Below are 21,830 nucleotides of genomic sequence, written 5' to 3'. Positions count from 1 at the left end.
ATAATCTTAAGCTTCTTCATTGACGATGACCTGTTTGCCTCTCATTTTTAAAATCATTGGTACTACAAGCCAGAGGGCGGTTACCAAAAGAAATGCAAGGGAAATCGGCCGGTCAAAGAAAATTCCGTAGTCCCCATTTGAAATGGTCAACGCTCTGCGAAGGTTGTTCTCTATCATGGGCCCTAAAACAAGACCAAGAACAAGCGGAGCAATCGGGAAATCATTTTTGCTGAAAAAATACCCCAGAACACCGCACGCCAGCAATAGCAGCAAATCATTGGTCGACACCTGGACGGCATAGACGCCAAAGATGGAAATGGCAATGATAATCGGAATTAAAAATTGCTTTGGTGTCTGGATAATTTTTGCAAACACTTTGACGAGCGGAAGGTTCAGAATCAACAGCATGACGTTTCCTATGAACATGCTCGCTATCAGGCCCCAGGCGACCTGCGGATGGTCTTCGAACAATAATGGACCTGGCTGAACATTGTACATCATCAGGGCTCCCATCAAGATTGCTGTCGTACCTGAACCTGGAATTCCTAAAGTGAGCAATGGGATCATCGCTCCACCGGACGCTGCATTATTTGCTGATTCAGGTGCTGCGACACCAGCAATCGCTCCTTTTCCAAATTTCGCTGGATTCTTTGAAAGTTTTTTTTCCATGATATATGAGAAGAAAGAAGCCAGGGTTGCACCTGCACCTGGCAGTATCCCTATAAAAAATCCTAAAAGAGAGCCGCGCGCAATGGGTGCTGCCGACTCCTTCAGTTCTTCTTTAGAGGGAAGCAAATTATTAATTTTCGCAACCTCACCGTTGTCCTCATCTTTTTCAAGGATTGTCTTGAAGACTTCTCCGAGCGCAAACAACCCTACTGCTATCGTCAGAAATTCTATGCCCTGGTACAGCCATGGTACTTCAAAGGTGAAACGTGCCATTCCTGAAACATTATCAATGCCAATCGTCCCAAGCAGCAATCCTGAAACTGTCATAATCAGCGCCTTTGTGACTGATTTCCCTGCTAATCCACTGACAGCGGCAAGTCCCAGGAGCATAAGGGAAAAATATTCTGCCGGGCCGAATTTCAGCGCTACGTTCGATAATGGCTTGGCCAGGCCAATTAAGGCCACCAGCGTAAAAATTCCCGCAACGAATGAACCAATAGCCGCGATTGATAACGCGCTGCCTGCCCTTCCCTGTTTCGCCATTTGGTATCCATCCAATGTCGTCACGACCGAAGAGGACTCACCTGGTGTGTTTAGCAAAATAGAAGTTGTCGAACCTCCATACATGGCCCCATAATAGACTCCGGCAAGCAAAATAATGGCACTTGTGGCAGCCTGTTCCGGCGGCAGGCCTCCCGTTATCGAAGCTGTAACGGGAATGAGCAAGGCAACTCCGCTCATTGGGCCAATCCCCGGGAGAACGCCAACTGCAGTCCCAATTAACACACCGACGAACGCAAAAATCAAATTATACCAAATGAATGCTGTATGAAAACCTTGAATTAAGTAATCGATTGTTCCCATCAGCAATCCCCCCTTCCAATACTAAAACCAGACAGGCCACCCCGGAAGCGTCCCTTTCAGCACTTCAACGTACAAGTAATAGACCAACCCAGAAAAACAGGCCGATATCATAAGGGATGAAATCACCTTTGTACGTTCCATTGTCTGAAAGCACACAAACAGAAAAAGAAAAGTCGTGATCACATACCCGATTGTTTCCAACGTTAAAATATACAGCAATGTTGCTGTAAGAATGATGAGAAAAGGCTTGTATTCCCTTTTTTCCTGTTTTTCCGCATGTGAAGCGGTACCTTTTGCTTCAAAAAACAAGCGGATACTTAATAAAACTAGCAATAGTCCTAAAAAGAACGGAAAAATATCAGGCCCTACTACACTTCCATATGCCGAACTCGCAATCCCCCTGCTTCCAATCATAAAAAGCACTCCGACAGCCAGAAACAAAATGGCTGCAACACGATCAAATTTCAACTCCATAAGTTTATCCCCCTGCTCGTTGCAAACTCCTCTTCCTACTTTTTAATGATAGCGTGAGGTGTACCGCAGTTGACATTTAAGGGGAGGACGTTCCCCTTAAATGATTATTTTTCCATACCAAGAGCTTCTAACAGTTGCTGTACTTGTTTTTCCTGATCATCCAAAAACTTCTTGAAGTCTGCACTGTTCTTATAGTCTAACTCCCATCCCTGTGTTTCGACTTCCGTCTTCCATTCATTTGAGTCTACTAATTTCTCAATAGTCTTTTCCCAATATGCTTTTGCTTCCTCAGACATTTTTTCCGGTCCGAATACTCCGCGCCAGATTGTAAACTCCGCGTCAATTCCCTGCTCTTTTGCTGTTGGGATATCTTTAAAGTCTCCTGCCAGCCGTTCCGGTGAAGTGACGGCCAACACCTTGACATCTCCCGCCTTTAAAAACTCTTTGACACTTGAAGCATCCGTGCCAATCACATCCGCATTGCCGCCAAGCAAGGCAGTGATTGCTTCGCCGCCGCCATCATAAGAAACATATTTAATCTTCGTTGGATCAATTCCGTATTCATACGCTGGAAGAATGGATACAAGGTGGTCCATCGATCCTGGTGCAGATCCACCAGCAAATGTAAGTTTCTGAGGATCTTTTTTCACTTCCGCCAGCACAGATTCCAAATTACTGAATGACGAATCTGCTTTGACAACAATCGCTCCATAATCCTTCGTAAGCTGCGCCAATGGTGTCGTGTTCTTGTAGCCATATGGACTGTTTCCTTCTTTTTTTAGATTATTGATGATGATGGGCGGTGAGTTTACAAATAGCATATCGTTATTTTGTACTTGCTGGGTCGCATATTCCGCCATAAAGACAGCACCCCCGCCACCCGGTTTGTTTTCTACTGTCATAGGCTGTTCAACCAGTTTTGTTTCGCTTAAAACTTTTGCAAACGAACGGGCCGTTAAATCCCAGCCTCCTCCCGCTCCTGATGGGGCAACCACCGTAATCGCCTTATTCGGATAGCCTGTCTTCTCCTCACTTCTTTGAACCTTGGCCGACGGTTCATCGCTGCTGCATGCCCCCAAAGCACCAACCAACGCGAAAGCGAGCATCATTCCTGAAACTTTTTTTAGTGTAAACATTTAAATTCCTCCTTTGTAATCGCTTTCTTAATTTTACAAAAGTTAAAACTATTTTAAATATTAATTAAATAAAAAGCATAAAAAACTTAAAATCAATTTTGTTCATAAAGTTCACCCAAGCTTTACTCTGGTTTTTTTATAAAAGAAAAAAGCAATGTCACTCCCTTGTCATATCAGTAAAGACCCGCTCTGCATATAGCAAAGCGGGTCAAGTATTTCATGTGAACTGATTACTGTTCTTCAATAACTAACATATTAGATTCATCAAATTCCCAGTCATCTCCGTATGCAACTTCCCAATAGTAGCATCAAGGTCAGTGAAATATCCGCCATAGCCGCCCCAATCTGTTCTTGTCGGCTCTTTTTTCTATTTCCGCGCCAGCTAATTCTGCCTTCTTCAAAATTTCATCCACTTCTTCAAGATATTTCGCATTATAAGCTAATGTAATCCCTGAAAACCCAGGAGCTATCGCAGGAGGATTGTCTTTATTAACATCTTTAGCTAACTCATATAAAGTTTGATACTTGGAAAAAGTTGATCCGCTTAAACAACTAGAATAAGTACTCAAAATAATCAAAAAATGATAGTATAAAAGAAAAGGGTTTACTTAAGGAGGTGGAAATTTTGGCTTGGGACTGCTATGAAGAAACCCATCAAAATGGAAAAACCTACTTTAACGAGCTTGAGACTCCGATGGGACAATTTCGGGTAAATTTAATCACAAACGTGGACACGGATATAACTCCGTACAGTGTATATCTGCCTACAATTGCAGTGTGTTCTTCGTCAGTAAAAGACCAATTATTGTCGAGGATTAAACAAAAGGTGAACGAAATGGACAGGTCGATACAGCCAGAGTATGTTGGCAGACTTAGCGTTATAGTAATCGAGCTGAACGAGATTGATATTGCCAAGGAAGTAATGGAAGAAGTAAAGCAGGTTGTAGAAGATTTTGCTGCAGTTAAAATATAAGACCCAGTGGGTCGTTTTTTTATGTCATTGTTGAACTTATATTGAGTTTTATATGCTCTCTCCTGGCTTTAGTAGCTTTAATCTAAATTATTCTAATATATAGGTATGACTTTCCAATTGTTGCATTTTTACATTTCTTGCTTTTAATAAAGATATTCTACTTGTCCTTTTTTTAATGATTTTTTATAGACTAATTTTTATATTTCTAAAAAAAGAAATTATCTGAAGATAATAATAAATAAATGAGGAACAACAATATATTTTCAACCAAATCCTTTTACCGCTCCTTATTGGCGGATTTACAACTGTAACCGTTGCATCTGTAATAGTGGCAAGCATCTTGATGGGAACGTTATAAATCATGTTAAAACCCGGCACATTTTGCCGGGTTTTTGCTTAGAGTATGTTATTTAAGGCATTTTCAAAGACATTAAGTATTCGACCAGCGCCTTTTGTTCGGTCTCAGAAAAGCCATTGTCGGAGTCAATCCAAAATTCATGCCCTTTACCAGTAACTCTAACATCTTGTAAGTGTTGCGATGATTGATTGTTTTTGATAACCTCTTGCCGCAAATCTCGATCAATCAATGCCAGCAAGCTATTTTGCGGATCTGCAGGTTTCCCTTTTAAAATCGTGTTAGCGACACCAGCGTCTTTTAGCGATTGTCCCACTGCTACACCGCCATCGTGCAAATAAGGCGCGCCCCAATACAACCCGATCAGGCTTGGAACTTTATAACCTCCGGGAGATCCATCTTTAGCCCAGGCAAGTTTGATTTGCTCCGGATCAAACTGCTTTGTTGGCACCTTCAATACTTTTGCATTTTCGGGAACGGGTACGGGTGTATTAGGAGCATACAGCTCACTCTCGCCGAACAACGTCTCTGTTTTCCTAAATGCGGCAGCTCTTGTCGGCTCGGTACCAAGCACTTGTGACGATATGACCTGATTGTTTGTGAAATAGTTCCCTGCATGGCAGGAAATGCAGCCTGCGTTTACAAACACACTCCTTCCCTGGTTCGCCATCTCCTTGTTTATTTTCTTCTTTCTCTGTGGCGGTTCAAGTGTATTCTGCCATGCCGCCACACTATTATTTTGCTCATTTACTTTGTGATCCGGCGCACTGACATGCAGGCCATCTGGCGCGACCAGTGTAATTTTTGGAAAAGAAGGCGGTTTAACCATTTGGTTTAAGCCGGGAACGCCCGGGGTTGGATCGATATCTGCGAAAAGGCTCGATGGTTTTTGCCCTTTTTTCGGATCATACCGATATTTTTCGGCAGCGGAATTTTGAAGAATGGTTCCGAGATAAACCTCCGGGTCTATACCAAAAAGAACTTGGCTTGATGGCGCCTGCGCAAGACTATCTGAATTTTGCGCATGAACATTATTGCTGAACGCGCTTAACCCTTTAAACGGGCCAGCCATTGCGGCTCCGCTCCAACTGAATGGGTGATCTCCTAAAGTAAAAGCATCAGGGATTTGAGTCGGATTGCTTTTCATATCAATGGATGAATCAAAATTACCGCGCGGCCATTTTAATAGTGTGCGGTCTACCGAGTTTTCTAAAAGATAAGGATCCGGCAGTAATTCTTGTTCGCCACTACTATTAGTGACCGAAGTTGAATTTTCATTTAAGAACTTTTTAAGAGAAGTAACTTCAGAATGAGTAAAATATGAAGCTGTATTAGGAGCAAGTGCCATAATGAGCCCTGTGTTTAAATCTGGATTTGTGACACCTTCCATTACCTGTTTGTTAGTGGGATCAACTGTTGCATGACAGGCAGCACAACTGATTCCTACCCGGATTCTGCCATCAGATAAAGAAACCGGCATCCCCAATGGAGTATAACTCCCCTTCGCAACATCAATGCCGGTATCGATCAAATCACCTTTATTAAAACTTTTATCTCCGATAACAGCAGATTTTGCAAGCGTAACCCGCAAATTTGTCGTGCCTTGTCCTTTCAGAGCTATAATAGCTTTAGACATATTCGCTATCGTTAAAGGGCCATCTACGACACCCATAATATCTGTAAGAAAAACTTCATTACCAAAGGTTTCCTTGTAAAAAGTTTCTCTGCCTAGTTGTAATAAGGAGTAGTTGATTTCCACTGCACCGTTTTCAGCGGAAAGACTGCTTGCTTTATGTTGTTTTTTTAATTCAACCGCTTCTTCTTTAGAAACCATAGTTCCCCATATATCATAGGAACCTTCACTATTTCTGTTTTCAGTCGAAAGTACCTTATTCCTTGCAGGCATATAAGCATATTCAAAATGGATAAACCTGAAAGAAACAATAGAAATAAGGACAATAGCTATAAAAATAACTGTGACAATAACCCATTTTCTGCGCATTAATCGTTTTTCCTCCATGTCAATGTATAATCTTAGTATTAACCCATTTATGGAGAAAAAATAATCGATCGAGATTTATCATGTTTTGTAACTCTGCTCGAATTTGCGGAAATAACAATTAAATTTGGTTATATCTTCTGCATAAACATGATGGCTTCGAATTGTACGTAAAATCTTATACCTTTTTAATCTGAAAAAATTTTCTCAACAACCAGACTCCAGGCGGGAATCCAAGAGTCAATTGCCATGCTCCTACCCCTTCTAACCCGAACTCGCGAACCAATACCATTTTTACGCTCATGCTTCTGACATCTTCAAACCATACGACATGCAGCTGTCCCTGTTCATCCCTATATTGGAAAAAGGGCGATTCATGTTCCTCCGAATACTGTATCGGTGACTGGTACCTCATCGCCGTTTCAATCGCAGCTTGATTTGATAGGGCAGGTGCGATCGAACCGGGTCTATACGGCAGCACCCAATTATATCCGTATAAAGGAACTCCGAGTATAATTTTTCTGCTTGGTACGCGGCCTATTGCAAATTGTATCGTTCTCCTTACTTCGTTGATCGGTGCGACAGGGCCTGGCTCACTGGTTGAATGATGCCAGTCATAAGCCATGATGAACATGAAATCAACGACAGAGCCAATCCCGCCGTAATCGTACCCTCTTAACCAGGGAATATCTTCGCTTGTTTTGGCTGGTAGGGCTATAGTTAACACATAGCCAGCTGGCTTTAATCGGTCTCTTAGTTGCCGTAAAAATCCTGTAAACAGGTCCCTATCCTCTGCCCTTATCCGTTCAAAATCGATATTTACTCCGCCATAGCCTTTCCTGGATACTAAATTAAAAATATTATTGACTAAATTCGTTCTTGAGGAGGGATTATTTAGGACTTGATGAGCCAGTTCAGGATTAAATCCCCCGGGGCTGAGGTTTGTGATGGTTGCCAGTGGAGTGACACGCCGGCTCCATGTCGTCTCAATCGCAGCGAGGTCATTTAAATCATTGGCGATATCCCCATTATTAGCAAAATGGTATTCAAACAGGCATAAGTAGGATGCATAAGGGGCGAAATCATTGATTAATGCTCGGTCCAATTCCGGGTTCCGAAGAACATAATAACTAAGAGTGCTTGCATAATAATACGAAATATCAGGAATCCTGATCCTCATTCCGGGCTGTAAAGCATCGGGATCTATTTCCGGATTAGCATTTCGTAGTTGATCCAGTGGTACAAAACTCTTTCTGGCAATTGTCATAAAAGTATCACCTGGCTGAACCGTATAAGTATAAAGAGGTATAAGCAAGGATTGACCGGGAACAATATTCGTTTCATTTAGACCATTGACAATCCGAAGTTGATCAAGTGATATATCGTACCTCCTGCTTATTGCAAACAAAGACTCACCAGCTTGAACCGTGTGAATGAACATATCCGCTCCCCCCATTTTTATCAATACACTTTTTATATACACTATTTTTAAATATATGTTCAGTGTTCTGTTGTACAACCCGATTTAGGTCTTTTCATTGCTATCAACTATTTTCTTCTCCATCCCATCTCTTGAAAAACGGTGAATTCTATTTTGTATTTATCCACCAAATCAATGATTTTGGTCGATAGGAATTGACAAGTAATCGCAAATAATACGATTTTTAAATCAATCACTAAAGCAGTTAAGAAAAATATCGATATGTTAACCCAAAACATTGCTTTCCCTGGAGACCAATTTTTTTGCATGGCAATGATTAGTGCGATGACGACCATCCCTCCGCTCGATGAACCGTACCTGATTAAAATACCAACGCCGATCCCATACAATACTGCACCTAAAACGATGTCTAATCCTATATTTAATTCAGGCATATACCAAAAAGCAGTTACCCAATTCACGGTAAATGAAGTAATTGATACCGAATACATGGTCCGAAATGTCCATTCGTAGCCGAAATATTTAACGGCTAATGAAAGAGCAATCAAATTCGAAAACCAAAGGGCCAGCCCCAATGAAAGGTCCAGAAAAAAATTTAAAAGAACAGCAAGTCCTGCTGCGCCGCCGGAAGGAATCGAATTAGGAAATAAGAATAACGCCATCCCTATTCCCTGAATAACCCCACCGAATGTTAAATAACCATAGGTAAGCACTTGCCGAAAGAATATTGAGCCTAATGATCGATTGTTTCCCTTCGACAACACCATTATTTCACCCGTCTCCAATCGTCTGATGCCTTCTTTTTTACACCTTGTCCATTCTATGAATAAACCAGGCATTTTATGTTTTACTTCTGCTAATTCTTACTTTCGTCGGGAAGGAAGAAATAAAAAACAGGGGTGGATACTAACATCCCCCCTGCTTGTTGATTCTTGATCGCTCACTTTATGTACATTCAATCTTCCTCTTCCATAATTTCTGCAAATGCAGCAGAAACTTTCTCGAACTCCGCATCGGTTTCGATAGCTGAGAAATCACCATCGTCATCAACCTTTAAAAAGAAAACATCAATGTCGCCTTCGTCGTCCTGCTGGAGGTCTTCGACAAAGCTAACTGCCACATACTCAGAGCCTTCAATATGCATCGATCCAAGCACTTCAACCTCCTGCTCCTCGTCATTTTCATCACTGATCGTAAACACTTCGCCCACTTCAATTTTTTCCATGGAATATTCCCCTCTCATTTGAATTAGCTTAACAATCGAGTAAATTTCATAACGTAATAAGCTAAACCGAAAAACGAATGAAGTTGTCTAAACAAAGTATGCCATAGGAAACGATAATACTATCTTATTTAAATAACTGTTCGTTTTCAGTTAATGAATTACTTTATGAAAATCATTCAATCATTATCTTCCCTAAAAGAAACAAAATAATGCTATCTCTACTTAAAATCAAAACAGATTGTTGATTTTGTATTGGGCAAAACTATGTGCCAACTTTTTTTCCATCAGTGAAAAATCATTCATCTTTTATTATAATTGTCTATAGAACCTTTAAGGAGATTTCAAATGGATCATAAAGAGCTGCAAAAGAAAATAATTGAAAACTATCAAGGTGAGGAGAAAATGATGATTCTCGTATTTGCCCAGTGGTGCGTTAATCATGATCTAAACCCTGAAGAGTTATATTTAAGGGCCTATCCAAACCAGTTCGCTAATGTTGCCTTGAAGGAAGCAATAGATTTAACTGTGCCGAAGGATGAGGCTGGAGAAGTTGCTGACGAAACGCTGCTTAATATTTTATCACTGTTTGGCAATGATGAATTAGCATATGTTGTAACCGAGGAAATAAACAAGAGAAAACCAAATTAGTTGTGTACATATAGACTTTAGGTATTAACAAAAAGCCGTTAAAACGGCTTTTTGTTTGGGGAATTTTAGATTATCAGACTGCTCCTAATTGTGTTTACTTTTATTCCAGTACTTTTATAAACTCGCGCAGATAGTCAGGCAGATCCGGCGGACGGCGGCTTGATACGAGGTGCCCGTCGACGACAACCGGCTCATCAAACCATGTTGCACCTGCATTTTCCATGTCGTCTTTTATCCCGGGCGTACTGGTTACATTTTTACCCTGCAAAATTTTCGCTGAAACCAACACCCAGCCGGCGTGGCAGATTTGCCCGATCGGCTTTTTACTTTCGTCCATATGTTGAATCAGTGAGATCACTTCGGGAAAACGCCGGATCTTATCTGGAGCCCAGCCACCCGGTACAAGGATTGCATCGTAATCTTCAGCTTTGATATCACCGTAAGAGTAGTCAGATATGGCTGGCACTCCATATTTTCCGATATACTTTTCTTTTGCCTTTTCTCCTGCCAGATGGACAACTGCCCCTTCTTCTTGCAGCCTAAGAATTGGATACCATAGCTCAAGATCTTCAAAATCGTGATGCACAAGGCTTACTATTTTCTTTCCTTGTAAACGCATGTTTGTCCTGCCTCCTTTTGAAATTTAAAATCGATATTACTTTTGAAAAGATTCGGGTTAGCCAAAGAGATATAATGGTTTGATCCATCAAGAATCTATTATAGCAAAACTCTCCTGCATCTCGTCTTTCGCAGCTTTTTTCACATGTTATTTTTTCTTGGATCACAGTCATAATTTCGTTAAAAAATAACAAAATTCCCTATTGCCAAAACATAATCAGAGGATTATGATAACTAAGGAATTTCATGTCAGTCAGCCCAGGTTTATTTTTATAAATGAAAGAAGATGAAATCAACAATGGCACTTATTAAAAGTGTGAACGATAGTAACGAAAAGTTGAGTATTCAAAATGGAATTGGCACATCGATTGTTTTAAACATAAGTAACAACTATTTTCCGTTGTTCGCAATAAGTGTTTTAGGTGCCACCAATTATCAGGTAGGATTAATAAGTTCGCTGCCTCAATTTATTGGTATGTTTGCGATGCTGATCGGGTCTGTTATCTTAGGCCGGCTTGGACAAAAAAAGAAATTTACCGCATACTCGTTTTTATTTACCCGTCTGTTTTTAGTGGCGATGTTTTTTGTCATTTATATTCCATCTGAATACAGAAGCTGGCTGTTCGTTCTTTTGGTTGGCATGATGAATCTTCCGGGATCATTTGCAAATTTAAGTTGGCAGGCCTTTATTGGCGATATCATTACAGAGAAGAGAAGAAATGATTTTTTTAGCGAGCGGAATAAAATCATTACAATTGTTGGGATGGGCGCCACTTTTTTAATGGGTTTACTCTTGCAACAATTTGATAAAAGCAATCCTGTTCCTTATCAGATCTTGTTTTTGTTTGCCTTTTTTGTCGGCTTGCTTGAAATTTATTATTTAAACAGGCATGTTGAGCCCCGTGTTGAGAAGGAAACGAACAGCAAGTCATTTAAGCTGGGTGTGAATGTTTTTAAACATAAACCCTTCCTGTACTTTCTGGTTTGTGGACTGTTTTTTAATTTTGCCTGGCAGATGTCCTGGTCATTGTTTAATATTTATAATATTAAACATGCAGGAGCGACAGCTTTATGGATTAGTTTAATTGCTGTGGCCAATCAAGTCAGCCAAGTTGTCAGCTTCAAATGGTGGGGCAGAATGGCTGATAAGCACAGCAATGCGAAAATGCTCGTGTTTGTTTCATTAGGAATGGCATCTGCTCCGATATTGACAATTTTATCGACAAATCTGATTTACTTAATTGTCATCAATACTTTTTCCGGATTGTTTGTGTCGGGGACAGTGTTGCTGCTGTTTAATCAGCTTCTTGAAGTAACGGAAGATACAAATCGCAGCAGCTGTATATCCAACTACAATATTTTACTCGCTATTGTTGGATTCATCGCTCCGCAATTCGGTGTGTATATGCTTGAAACAACGACGATGGAAATAGCAATGGGACTCTCTAGTGTTATGAGGGCATTAAGCGCGGTTTTGTTTGTTGCTCTTTACGTTTACTTAAAGAAAAGACATTTCTATGGCGGCCAGTTACAGGTCAACCATCTAACATAAAAAAATCAATTACTTGAATTGCGCAGGCTGTCATGGAAATAGACAGCTTTTTCTATTTCCTATAAAAAAGAGCTGCTTGCATTTTGGGGTCAGGCCCCATGTGTGCCACTGCTAAATTTCCGTTTTTGAATATATATGAGCCTCATCGATAAACAAATGCCCGCAGCCAATAATCCTATCGTCAAGCCGATCCAGTATCCGGTCGCCCCTAATTTGGTATGGTGGGCTAAAATAAAACCAACAGGAAGACAGATAAGCCAATAAGCAATAAGTGTCATGATAAAGGCGATATTGACATCTTTATATCCTCGTAAAGCAGCCTGCGCGGTTGCCTGGATCGCATCGGAAATTTGGAAGAACAAAGCATAGATCAAGAAATGGGCTGTTAACGCAATAACAGCTGCTTCGTTGGAATAAACGCCGGCAACCTCGTAGCGGAAAATAATGACCATTAATCCTGTGCAAAGTGCGATCAACACGGATAACGCAATTCCCATCCAGCTATAGATTTTTGCATCTTGATAGCGCCGCGCCCCTACTTCAAACCCTACTAACACGGTCAAAGCGATCGATATACTGATCGGGATCATATAAAGGAAGGATACGATGTTCAGCGCAGATTGGTATGATGCAATTGTGGTAATATCAAATCGGCTCAACAAAATCGTGACAACGGCAAACATGCTAGTCTCAAAAAAAGTCGACAGCCCCATTGGCACACCGATTTTTAAAATTTCCTTACATTCCGCCAATGAAAAATGATTCATACTTGAGAAGACATTATAAGCGGAAAATGGCTCCTGCCGGGCAATAATCCATGCCGTTACACCTGATAACATCCAATAGGTGATCGCGGTTGAATATCCCGCTCCCGCCCCTCCAAGCTCCGGAAAACCGAACTTGCCGAAAATCAATACATAATTCAAGAAGAAATTAATAGGCAATGAAGCGATGGTGATGATCATAACGATCCTGGTTTTCCCGAGTGAATAAATAAAAGCCCTTAACACATTAAAGATAAATAAGGGAATCATTCCAAAACTTAACGCAACCAAATAATCATGAGCAGTTTGCGCTACACTTGGATTGAGGTCCATGTTTTTTAAAAGCGGATTGAGTGCAAAAATACCAACTATGATAACCAACAGCGCAATCAAAACAGCCAAATAAATACCGTGAGCCACAACAGACGTGATTTCACTGTTCTTCTTCTCACCAAAGCGCTGGGCCGCAATCGGGGAAACGGCAAGCAAAATACCGCTTAACCCGGTAAAGATGGGATTCCAGATCGATGAACCGATCGCCACTCCTGCCAGATCTGCCGGATTATATTTACCTGACATCACCGTATTAAAAAACACCATTGAAAACATCCCAAGCTGGGTGATGAGGATCGGAATTAATAAGATCAATATTTGTGTCATTTTTTCCTTGTTGTTAAATGTTTGATTCATCGAGGGAAACTCCTTCTGGTTTCTGTAAACAACTTCTACTATTTTACCATGAAGGCCGGAGGTATATATTTATAATTGCTTTGCTGCACGATGAGGCATACCATTATGGATGCATCCTTCTCTTCTTAAGACCAGCGTCCAGTATTGTTAAATCATAATCATTATATTTTTCAGGAATTTGCAGTCCGGATGTGAGCTAGTACACTTCATATTCTTTTGATTCCAGCTCTCCCTTGACCCATTTTCCAATTTCCAGATCATCTTCTATATATAAAATTTTCATACGCGCCCTCCCAGCTTCTCTCATTTCATCTTACAATAGTTATTAAATATCGAGAAGGCATCATTTTCTATAAAAGTAAAAAAGCAGAGAACTCTTTATGAATTCTGCTGCTTATTTGTCGTTCCAAACTACTATCCAAATTAGAACTTAAACTGTCTGGCAATGCTTTGCAATTCTTGTGCGGTTTGGGCCAATGTGACCGTGGCAGCACTGACTTCTTCCATTGAGGCGGTTTGCTCTTCAGTTGCTGCTGCAATCTCCTGAGCGTATTCGCTTTTTTTGACGGTTGTTTCATTGACTCCAACCATCGTGTCAACTAAAGAAAAGGTTCCTTCGTTAATCTGATCCATAGAGGTTGTTACGTCTTTTAGCCGGTCTACTACCTGAACAACTGCTGTCGTAATTTCCTCAAAGGAATGACCAGCGTTATTAACTAATTCAGTTCCTGTTTTTACGGCATTTTCACCTTTTATCGTTGATTCGACTGCCTGGTTGACGCTTTGCTGAATGTCTTTTATTAGGTTATTAATTTGCCCAGTTGATTCACCGGACTGTTCCGCTAATTTACGGACCTCTGCTGCGACGACAGCAAAGCCTTTTCCGTGCTCACCGGCCCGGGCAGATTCAATCGCGGCATTAAGAGCCAACAAGTTTGTTTGTTCTGCTATGCTCTTTATGAGAGAAACTATTTTCTCAATTTCCAGCGACTTTTCGTTTAACATCTGAATGACACTTCCGGTTTCAGATGTATTTTGATTGATCATCTCCATTTGTGCGATGGCAATATCAACCAATCGAAAGAATGAATTTAACAGAAAAGACATGGATATGACTATTTAATCGGGATAAATAGTAAAAATTATAAAAATTGAACATGATTCTTTTTGCCTATATTCAACATTATATTACTAATATCGACAAATTTCGCTAGGTCTTTAGTATGATTTTATGTTTTTAACAAAAAAATTTAAATATTTTGATTAATGGAAGAATTTGTGATAGGAAATAGCTGCTAATGCGATCAAAAATAAAAAGAGAGCAGCAAACATCCGCTCTCAGGTAAGTTTAATAGACCATATTTATATTATAATAGTATTTAAATTCAAGTAAATTATTAGCCGGGTCGATTAAAAAGAATGTTTCATGCTCTTCCTGCTTTCCGGCAAAACGAATCGCAGGCTCATGAAAAAATGGCAAATTTCTTTCATACGCATAATTGAGCGTGTGCTCAAATTCTTGTCTTTCCATAAATGTAATCCCAAAATGGCGCGGATACATTTTAGGCTGTAAATCAATACTTTCGGGGCTTAAATGGCAGACGAGCTGATCACCGAAAAAGTTGAAAGTTGCCCTGTCGTGGTATCTTCTTGCCAGTTCACAGCCAAGCTTTTCATAAAATGCTACTGTCTCATCCAGGTCTTTGCAAGGAATGGCGAGATGGAATACTTTGTTGGAAGCTCTCACTTATTCTCCTCCCTGTCGAATAAATAAAATGTATCGGAACGTAGTCCAAGTCGCAGCGTTTCCAACGGTATAGCATCAACTAATGGTATGTTGGCCAAATTTACACTTGGCCCGGCCAGCTTGATAAAAGCAGTTTGCATTTTCTTGGTTGGAGCTTCAAAAATGATTTGATTTATATCGATTCCGGATCTATATATGTCATCAATAATATCAAACCGCATTTCCCCGTCTCCCAGACAAAGGCCGCTTGTTCCGCTTTCACGCGCTTCCGTTATCACTTTTTTTGCGCCTGCTTCAAGGTCTTCCAGTATAAATTCAATCCAATCAACAGAATCAATGGATCCTGACACATCACTGTCTTTACTTCCAACCTCGCTGAAAACGTAAAATTCCGACGAAAATTCGTTGATAAATTTTGCTTTGTCTCTGTTGGCTATCTCGATTGTCCCATTGGAGATTTCAACATAGTTACAACCAAACTTTTTTAAGTAAAGATAGTAATCGTCCAGTTTTTTCTGGCTTAAAAACTTCTCAAACAAAGTTCCACCGAAAAAAAACTCAACATTATTTTCCCGTAAACAGGCAATTTTTTTGGATATATTATTACTCACGATTGATGTGCCCCAGCCAAACTTCACAAAATCTATAAATTGCCCGGCATCTGTTATCGTATCCTCCAAAAAGCTCATTGGTGCACCGTTATCTATCAAAATCGTCAGACCACTGTTTCTAGGTTTGTTTTGCCTAACAGGCAGACTTAATCCCGCATAACTCATAGTGTCACCATCAAAATTCTTGGTATTCCTCGTCCAACGTCAACCCTCATTACAAATTCTTCCGGCAATTCTTTTATACAAAAATAAATATCGTCATGGTCAAACTCGGGTTGTGATTCATCAAAAAACTTTTCGGCCGCCCGGCAGTTTACAATTCTTTTGACCACTTCCTCGGCTTTCATTGAATATACCCCTTCGATGATTGATTTCATATATTGCGCACAAGCTAAATCGTCATCCCCGTCCGGATGCGAAGCAATAATATTGATGACCGCATCATCAATTTGAGCTGCTAATTTTTTCACATATTCCGCTGTTGACCTTGCGTTGCTAAACCCTGTAACAAAAACGTCATTTGCTTCTAATGCATTCAGTGTTGCTTTTACACCGTTTGTCGTTTTTTGCACGATTGTTTTGCCAAACATGTTGTGTGTTGATACATTCCTGGGGGAGTTATCGAGATCAAATCCTTTAATCGGCAGGCCGCCAACCTCGCCTGCCAATAGGCAGTTCGGGTATTGTTCCTTTAACCTGACAGCCTGACTTACTTCCTTTACAAGTAAAATTTCTTTTACGCCTCCCCGAAAAGCGTAATGTGCAACGGTGAATGCACGAATTACATCGATCACAATGTTGATATCGGAAGGTTCTAACTGGTGCTGATGTCCTTGATGAATGGTAATTTTCATTAGCACTCTCCTGCTTAACCTGAAATTGATTGAAATATTAACATAGAAAACTCCACAACCATTATAAGTATATTCGCCTATTGGTAAAAGGTACCTTATCCCCCGGATTCTGCGGAAAACGCAATAAATAGGCGCCGTTTTAGCGAACATTTCCCCCAAAAAATGAATAATCTGCTTTAGGCTTTAACCTAATTTTTAAGGTTAATCGGGTGTTTGGACGTGAATGTCCCTTTACCCAAAACTTTTCTAAAAGCGAGGGGAAATCGATGGAAAGTGCATTAACATATGAGACTTGGAATGAAGCGAATTTACAGCAGATATTGGGACAGTTGCGTGATTCAATGGATGTGCTGAAGTGGGCGACTCGGCAATATGGCAGCAGCATCGTATATGCCTGCAGCTTTGGAGCGGAAGGTATGGTGCTTTTAGATTTATTATCGAAAGTAAATAAGGAAGCAAAAGTAATTTTTTTGGACACGGATTTGCATTTTAAAGAAACATATGAACTTGCTGACAAAATAAGAAATCGATACAAAGATTTTTCAATCGAATTCGTTAAACCTAGTTTAACCATTCAAGAACAGGCTGATCAGTATGGAGATGAACTATGGAAGCGGAACCCGAATCTTTGCTGCCAGCTGCGAAAAATTGAACCTCTTGCTTCAGAGCTGTCCAAGGTCGATGCCTGGATTTCGGGCTTGCGCCGGGAGCAGTCATTAACGAGGAGAAACATTCAATTCATTAATAAGGACGACAAATTTAAAAGTATCAAAATTTGCCCGCTCATTCACTGGACATGGAATGATATTTGGGAATATATCCAGTTGAATCAACTTCCATATAACCCTCTGCATGATCAGCATTATCCTAGCATTGGCTGTGCACCTTGCACGGTGTCTGTCGAAGGACCTGCAGATTCCCGGGCTGGAAGATGGGCAACAAGCGAAAAAACTGAATGTGGACTGCACAAGTCATGATGGGAGTTGTACAACATTGATTGTTATTGTCCTTGCTTGTGCAGTCGGTCTTTTCTTTGCGATGAATATCGGGGCAAGCGGTGCAGCCGCTTCGATGGGAATTGCTTATGGTTCCGGGGCTGTTAAAACAAAGCGGATTGCATTGGTTATATGTGCCATTGGAGTGATGCTTGGAGCTGCACTTGGGGGCGGAGAAGTTGTGAAAACGCTTGGTTCGAAGATCATCCCCCAGGATGTTATCAATGTCAATATCTCACTGATTATTCTTGCATCGGCGACGATATCGCTTTTTATAGCCAACCTGGCTGCCATACCTTTATCAACAAGCGAGGTTACCGTAGGGGCGATTGTCGGCGTTGGCATTGCTTTTAAAAAGGTGTATATCGGGTCGCTTCTCACCATCGTCATGTACTGGATTTTCATTCCAATCATCGCCTTTTTCCTCGCCTATTTTGCTGATAAGCTCATCAAGAAAATGGAGCACAAGCTCACTTTCCTGAAAGAAAAGCGCTGGGCCAAAGTTCTAGCCCTGCTTGTGATTGCAACTGGCTTTATGGAGGCTCTGTCAGCCGGGATGAATAATGTGGCCAATTCTGTGGGACCGCTTGTTGCTGCAGGGCTTATCCATGTTAACAGCGGGATCTTTATAGGTGGTTTATTCGTTGCTTTGGGTGCATTATTACTCGGGGGCAGAGTGATTGAAACGAACGGAAAAAAAATCACTGAATTAAGTCTTTTACAGGGCAGTGCGGTTTCTGGCCTTGGGGCAACTCTTGTGATCATCGCGTCCTTGTTTGGAATTCCGGTACCGCAGACCCAAATCACGACATGCAGCATTCTCGGAATCGGAATGTCCAGCAAGGGATGGGAAATATGGGAAAAAGATGTGATTAACAGGTTGTTGAAAGTCTGGTTTATGTCACCGTTTTTTTCCCTTGTGCTTTCGTATAACTTGGTAAAACTGTTTATGGATTTTGACCTTTATTCGATTACAGCAGTCCTATGTGTGTTTGTGGCTACTGTCGGCTTTATGAGCCTGATTAAACCAAGGAACAAGAAAAAACCAGTATTTTATAAGAAACCAGTAACTGTAGAAGCTGTTAGGAGGAACATAACATGATTCAGCCACACGGTGGAGTGTTAATAAATCGTGTTGACGAGGAACTTCCGGTCAATGATGAAAATTTAATCGTAGAATTGGATAATATCTCATTTAGTGATCTTGAACTTATTGCGATTGGCGCTTACAGCCCGTTAGAAGGTTTTATGGGGGAAAATGATTATCGTTCCGTTGTCAGAGAAATGCGCCTCAGCAGCGGGCTGCCATGGAGTATTCCGATTACCCTCCCTGTTTCAAATGAAGTGGCGAAAAATATTCATTACGGTGAAACCATTAATCTTGTTAAAGATGGAATCGTATACGGTGTAATGACAGTAAAAGATTTGTTTATGCCGGACAAAACAGAGGAAGCGAAGCAAGTTTTTAAAACAGCGGATCTGAACCACCCCGGTGTAAGAAAATTGTTTGACCGCCCTGAAGTTTATTTGGGCGGACCTGTAACACTTGTAAAGCGTCCGACAAATGATGAGTTTGCTGGTTATTACTTAGTGCCGACAGCGACTAGGGCCATGTTTGAAAAACTTGGCTGGAACACGATTGTCGGATTTCAAACGCGAAATCCTGTCCACCGCGCCCATGAGTATCTGCAAAAATGCGCACTTGAAATGGTTGATGGTTTATTTCTTAACCCGCTTGTCGGCGAAACAAAGGCGGATGACATTCCAAGCGATGTCCGAATGCGAAGCTACAAAATTCTACTAAAGCATTATTATCCAAGCGACCGCGTCTTTTTATCGGTTTTCCCGGCTGCGATGCGCTATGCAGGACCTCGAGAAGCCATATTCCACGCCCTTGTCCGGAAAAATTATGGCTGCACGCACTTTATTGTCGGGCGTGATCATGCCGGTGTTGGAAATTATTACGGCAGCTATGATGCCCAGAAGATTTTTAGTATTTTTTCCCAAGAAGAAATTGGCATTCAGACAATATTCTTTGAAAATAGCTATTATTGCCGCAAGTGTGAAAACATGGCATCATCGAGAACATGTCCACATGGAAAAGAACACCATGTGTCCCTTTCCGGAACAAAGGTTAGAGCCATGCTGCAAAACGGGGAGATGCCCCCGAAAGAATTCAGCCGCCCGGAAGTCGCCAAAATACTAATCGAAGGCATGCAGCAGCAATCACTATTCCGATCAGGGATGGTGGCAAACGATGGCAAGTAATATTGTATGGCACCCTTTGACAGTGACAAAGGCACACAGACAAAAAAGGAATGGGCATCGCAGTTTCGTATTGTGGTTTACCGGTTTGTCCGGATCGGGAAAATCGACGCTCGCCAATGAAGTTGACCGGAAACTGTTTACATTAGGGGCAAAAAGCTATGTTTTAGATGGTGACAATGTTCGTCACGGTTTAAACAAAGGGCTTGGATTCAGCAAAGAAGATCGGGTTGAAAACATTAGGAGAGTTGGCGAAGTCGCCAAGCTATTCGTCGACAGCGGGCAAATTGTTCTCACTACCTTTATATCCCCTTTCCGTGAAGATCGGCGCGCAGTCCGCAACCTTTTTGAACAAAGTGAGTTTATTGAAATTTATGTGAAATGTCCGCTTGAAGTTTGTGAAAAACGGGATCCTAAAGGCCTCTACAAGAAAGCCAGAAAAGGGGAAATCCGAGATTTTACAGGAATTGACTCCCCTTATGAAATACCTGAAACGCCGGAATTAGTCATTGATACGAGTCTATACTCACTTGACGATGCAGTTGCGACCGTGATCAGATATTTGATAAAACAACAACTGATTTGAACCGGTTGCCGTTCCTCTGGCAGAGGAGCGGTTACTTTTGATTTATTTCAATTCTGCGGAGCATTCGTGATCCGCCGCCTCAACCAGTTTAAACAAAAAAAGATAAATCAGGTTATACGCTTCTCCGATTGACAACTCTTCGTGAAAGGCGTTCACATAGTTCAGTGTAAAATTTAAGTTCCATAAACCGTCTGCATGATCGAACATTAAATCATATTTCGTTTCTTCCCCGTTTAATTCTTGATTAAGGTATGCCTTTATTCTAGCTTCCGCTGCTTTTTTGAGCTTTAAACCAACCATGGTATCATATGTTCCGAAAACATCATCAACTTCCAATGAAACAGCATCGATTCCGATTTTGTCGAACCAATCAGACTCGAGATAAATAAATTCATTTTTGTGTTTTTCAAGGTATGCAATCGGCCGCTCTAAAAATGCTGGTGTTTCTGCAGCAATCACCTGTTCTGATTCCTTATCACACCGTTCAATACAAGCGTCCGCGAAGCGGGACTCTATTTTTCCTGACAATGTTAAAACCTCCCCGTTTGGTGTTTTTTATGTAGCAGAGCGAGGGTCACAATAATAGTATGTCCCTTTCTGTGAGTGATTGGTATCGTTCGCCTTACAGGATGCTCATAACAAAAACCGCCTGGCCCGGCGATTCATTTGCAATCCGAAAATACAATCACCGGTCGGATGCGGTTTTTCTCTAACAGCTTTGTCAGAATGGCAGCTACCTCGATCATTTTCTCAAATTTATTTCTTGAAGTAAGTGACTTGATTTTCGCCCTGGCTTCTTCAATCGAATTCATAATACCACACCCGATCACTTATATATTTAATCTTCCCTTCAGATTCTGCTTTTTTCCACCGCTGGATGCATAGTTTATCAAGAATTTTAGCTTCTTCCTCATCACGGGGACGGGTGCGGATTTTTCGCTCCGAACTAGTTGTCCGGAGCAAATTACGTTCAACATCACTTTTCTTTTCATCGATTGATCTATTTAAATCAGAAAAATCCATCTGTTTCACGTTCATCACTCCGATTATCTTGGTACTTCCAGTATATCATCCGAACGATTCCACAAGCCAGATCAGCAATTATTATTGATAATCTTTTCCATAATCATTACGTCAACATAACGGCCATCCAGCATTCCCTGATTCTTAAACACACCGATTTCCCGATAACCATTTTTACAGATTAGTCGAAGAAAGCCCACTGCTTCAGCTGTGGGATGAATTCGACATAAAAGGTAAAAAAAATAGAGTGACAAGGAGAGTGATTCCTTGTCTTTTTCTATTTATGCGTGCCCAGCAAGCCGTTAATTGCTAGTTGGTGAAAGTCCAACCCGAGTAAGTGT

Annotated in this window: 23 protein-coding genes and 1 pseudogene; 7 read left to right on the top strand and 17 right to left on the bottom strand. The window is 41.0% G+C overall.

Annotated elements, in window-relative coordinates:
- Window positions 1-6: 6 nt before the first annotated feature.
- The 4 genes and pseudogenes from CU635_RS11480 to CU635_RS23800 form a co-directional block, all read right to left on the bottom strand.
- On the bottom strand, window positions 7-1,533 hold the full coding sequence (locus CU635_RS11480) for a tripartite tricarboxylate transporter permease (RefSeq protein WP_101577514.1): 1,527 nt from the start codon (window positions 1,531-1,533) through the stop codon (window positions 7-9).
- Window positions 1,534-1,554: 21 nt separating this feature from the next.
- A complete protein-coding gene (locus CU635_RS11475) occupies window positions 1,555-2,007 on the bottom strand; it encodes a tripartite tricarboxylate transporter TctB family protein (protein ID WP_101577513.1) in 453 nt (150 codons plus the stop codon).
- Between the two features lie 104 nt (window positions 2,008-2,111).
- Window positions 2,112-3,143, bottom strand: a complete 1,032-nt coding sequence (locus tag CU635_RS11470; RefSeq protein ID WP_101577512.1) for a Bug family tripartite tricarboxylate transporter substrate binding protein — start codon at window positions 3,141-3,143, stop codon at window positions 2,112-2,114.
- 230 nt (window positions 3,144-3,373) lie between these two features.
- Window positions 3,374-3,652, bottom strand: a pseudogene (locus tag CU635_RS23800) (VOC family protein); the annotation flags it as partial.
- 116 nt (window positions 3,653-3,768) lie between these two features.
- Here CU635_RS23800 and CU635_RS11460 point away from each other — a divergent pair.
- A complete protein-coding gene (locus CU635_RS11460; protein ID WP_101577511.1) occupies window positions 3,769-4,116 on the top strand; it encodes a hypothetical protein in 348 nt (115 codons plus the stop codon).
- A gap of 410 nt (window positions 4,117-4,526) precedes the next feature.
- Here the strand turns inward: CU635_RS11460 and CU635_RS11455 are convergent, their stop codons facing one another.
- The 4 genes from CU635_RS11455 to CU635_RS11440 form a co-directional block, all read right to left on the bottom strand.
- Window positions 4,527-6,473, bottom strand: a complete 1,947-nt coding sequence (locus CU635_RS11455; RefSeq protein WP_245917429.1) for an electron transport protein — start codon at window positions 6,471-6,473, stop codon at window positions 4,527-4,529.
- 175 nt (window positions 6,474-6,648) lie between these two features.
- Window positions 6,649-7,911, bottom strand: a complete 1,263-nt coding sequence (locus CU635_RS11450; RefSeq protein ID WP_101577509.1) for a glycoside hydrolase family 18 protein — start codon at window positions 7,909-7,911, stop codon at window positions 6,649-6,651.
- 107 nt (window positions 7,912-8,018) lie between these two features.
- Window positions 8,019-8,696 carry a YitT family protein gene (locus CU635_RS11445; protein ID WP_245917427.1) on the bottom strand — a complete coding sequence of 226 codons (678 nt, stop codon included), beginning with the start codon at window positions 8,694-8,696 and terminating at the stop codon, window positions 8,019-8,021.
- Between the two features lie 170 nt (window positions 8,697-8,866).
- On the bottom strand, window positions 8,867-9,136 hold the full coding sequence (locus CU635_RS11440) for a DUF1292 domain-containing protein (RefSeq protein WP_101577507.1): 270 nt from the start codon (window positions 9,134-9,136) through the stop codon (window positions 8,867-8,869).
- A gap of 345 nt (window positions 9,137-9,481) precedes the next feature.
- Between CU635_RS11440 and CU635_RS11435 the strand changes: the two genes are divergently transcribed.
- Window positions 9,482-9,784, top strand: coding sequence for a hypothetical protein (locus tag CU635_RS11435; protein ID WP_101577506.1), 303 nt, complete (start codon window positions 9,482-9,484; stop codon window positions 9,782-9,784).
- A 100-nt stretch (window positions 9,785-9,884) separates the two neighbouring features.
- On the opposite strand, the gene CU635_RS11430 is transcribed toward CU635_RS11435, so the two are convergent.
- The gene (locus CU635_RS11430) at window positions 9,885-10,403 is read right to left on the bottom strand and encodes a type 1 glutamine amidotransferase domain-containing protein (protein WP_101577505.1); all 519 of its coding nucleotides are present in this window, start codon (window positions 10,401-10,403) and stop codon (window positions 9,885-9,887) included.
- Window positions 10,404-10,700: 297 nt separating this feature from the next.
- On the opposite strand from CU635_RS11430, the gene CU635_RS11425 reads away from it, so the two are divergent.
- Window positions 10,701-11,954: an MFS transporter gene (locus CU635_RS11425; RefSeq protein ID WP_180955598.1), complete on the top strand. Its 1,254-nt coding sequence runs from the start codon at window positions 10,701-10,703 to the stop codon at window positions 11,952-11,954.
- 89 nt (window positions 11,955-12,043) lie between these two features.
- Here CU635_RS11425 and CU635_RS11420 read toward each other — a convergent pair whose 3' ends face one another.
- The 5 genes from CU635_RS11420 to CU635_RS11400 all read right to left on the bottom strand — a co-directional run bounded on the left by CU635_RS11420 (window position 12,044) and on the right by CU635_RS11400 (window position 16,620).
- A complete protein-coding gene (locus CU635_RS11420) occupies window positions 12,044-13,408 on the bottom strand; it encodes an MATE family efflux transporter (protein WP_101577503.1) in 1,365 nt (454 codons plus the stop codon).
- A gap of 423 nt (window positions 13,409-13,831) precedes the next feature.
- Window positions 13,832-14,461 (bottom strand): methyl-accepting chemotaxis protein, encoded by a 630-nt coding sequence (locus CU635_RS11415; RefSeq protein ID WP_373270883.1) that lies wholly within the window; start codon window positions 14,459-14,461, stop codon window positions 13,832-13,834.
- 295 nt (window positions 14,462-14,756) lie between these two features.
- Window positions 14,757-15,155, bottom strand: a complete 399-nt coding sequence (locus CU635_RS11410) for a VOC family protein (RefSeq protein WP_101577501.1) — start codon at window positions 15,153-15,155, stop codon at window positions 14,757-14,759.
- Window positions 15,152-15,931 carry a phosphosulfolactate synthase gene (locus tag CU635_RS11405; RefSeq protein ID WP_101577500.1) on the bottom strand — a complete coding sequence of 260 codons (780 nt, stop codon included), beginning with the start codon at window positions 15,929-15,931 and terminating at the stop codon, window positions 15,152-15,154. The genes CU635_RS11410 and CU635_RS11405 overlap by 4 nt, the downstream gene beginning before the upstream one ends.
- Window positions 15,928-16,620: a 2-phosphosulfolactate phosphatase gene (locus tag CU635_RS11400; RefSeq protein ID WP_101577499.1), complete on the bottom strand. Its 693-nt coding sequence runs from the start codon at window positions 16,618-16,620 to the stop codon at window positions 15,928-15,930. The genes CU635_RS11405 and CU635_RS11400 overlap by 4 nt, the downstream gene beginning before the upstream one ends.
- 266 nt (window positions 16,621-16,886) lie before the next feature.
- On the opposite strand from CU635_RS11400, the gene CU635_RS11395 reads away from it, so the two are divergent.
- Genes CU635_RS11395 through cysC form a run of 4 tightly spaced genes read left to right on the top strand, consistent with a single transcriptional unit; the run spans window position 16,887 to window position 20,466 of the window.
- Window positions 16,887-17,597: a phosphoadenylyl-sulfate reductase gene (locus tag CU635_RS11395; RefSeq protein ID WP_101577498.1), complete on the top strand. Its 711-nt coding sequence runs from the start codon at window positions 16,887-16,889 to the stop codon at window positions 17,595-17,597.
- A gap of 16 nt (window positions 17,598-17,613) precedes the next feature.
- Window positions 17,614-18,717, top strand: coding sequence for a sulfate permease (locus CU635_RS11390; RefSeq protein ID WP_281258885.1), 1,104 nt, complete (start codon window positions 17,614-17,616; stop codon window positions 18,715-18,717).
- The gene (sat, locus tag CU635_RS11385) at window positions 18,714-19,883 is read left to right on the top strand and encodes a sulfate adenylyltransferase (RefSeq protein ID WP_101577497.1); all 1,170 of its coding nucleotides are present in this window, start codon (window positions 18,714-18,716) and stop codon (window positions 19,881-19,883) included. Before CU635_RS11390 ends, sat begins: the two co-directional genes overlap by 4 nt.
- Window positions 19,873-20,466: an adenylyl-sulfate kinase gene (gene cysC / locus CU635_RS11380; RefSeq protein ID WP_101577496.1), complete on the top strand. Its 594-nt coding sequence runs from the start codon at window positions 19,873-19,875 to the stop codon at window positions 20,464-20,466. Before sat ends, cysC begins: the two co-directional genes overlap by 11 nt.
- Before the next feature lie 42 nt (window positions 20,467-20,508).
- Here cysC and CU635_RS11375 read toward each other — a convergent pair whose 3' ends face one another.
- The 3 genes from CU635_RS11375 to CU635_RS11370 form a co-directional block, all read right to left on the bottom strand.
- Window positions 20,509-20,994 (bottom strand): branched-chain amino acid aminotransferase, encoded by a 486-nt coding sequence (locus CU635_RS11375; protein ID WP_101577495.1) that lies wholly within the window; start codon window positions 20,992-20,994, stop codon window positions 20,509-20,511.
- Between the two features lie 134 nt (window positions 20,995-21,128).
- Window positions 21,129-21,278 carry a hypothetical protein gene (locus CU635_RS23345; RefSeq protein ID WP_180954847.1) on the bottom strand — a complete coding sequence of 50 codons (150 nt, stop codon included), beginning with the start codon at window positions 21,276-21,278 and terminating at the stop codon, window positions 21,129-21,131.
- A complete protein-coding gene (locus CU635_RS11370; RefSeq protein WP_245917425.1) occupies window positions 21,265-21,504 on the bottom strand; it encodes a hypothetical protein in 240 nt (79 codons plus the stop codon). Before CU635_RS11370 ends, CU635_RS23345 begins: the two co-directional genes overlap by 14 nt.
- Window positions 21,505-21,830: the final 326 nt, after the last annotated feature.

Origin of the sequence: Bacillus canaveralius, from assembly GCF_002860125.1 — a bacterium.
Taxonomy (GTDB): domain Bacteria; phylum Bacillota; class Bacilli; order Bacillales; family Cytobacillaceae; genus Bacillus_BJ; species Bacillus_BJ canaveralius.
This window is presented reverse-complemented; position numbering and strand designations above follow the sequence as displayed.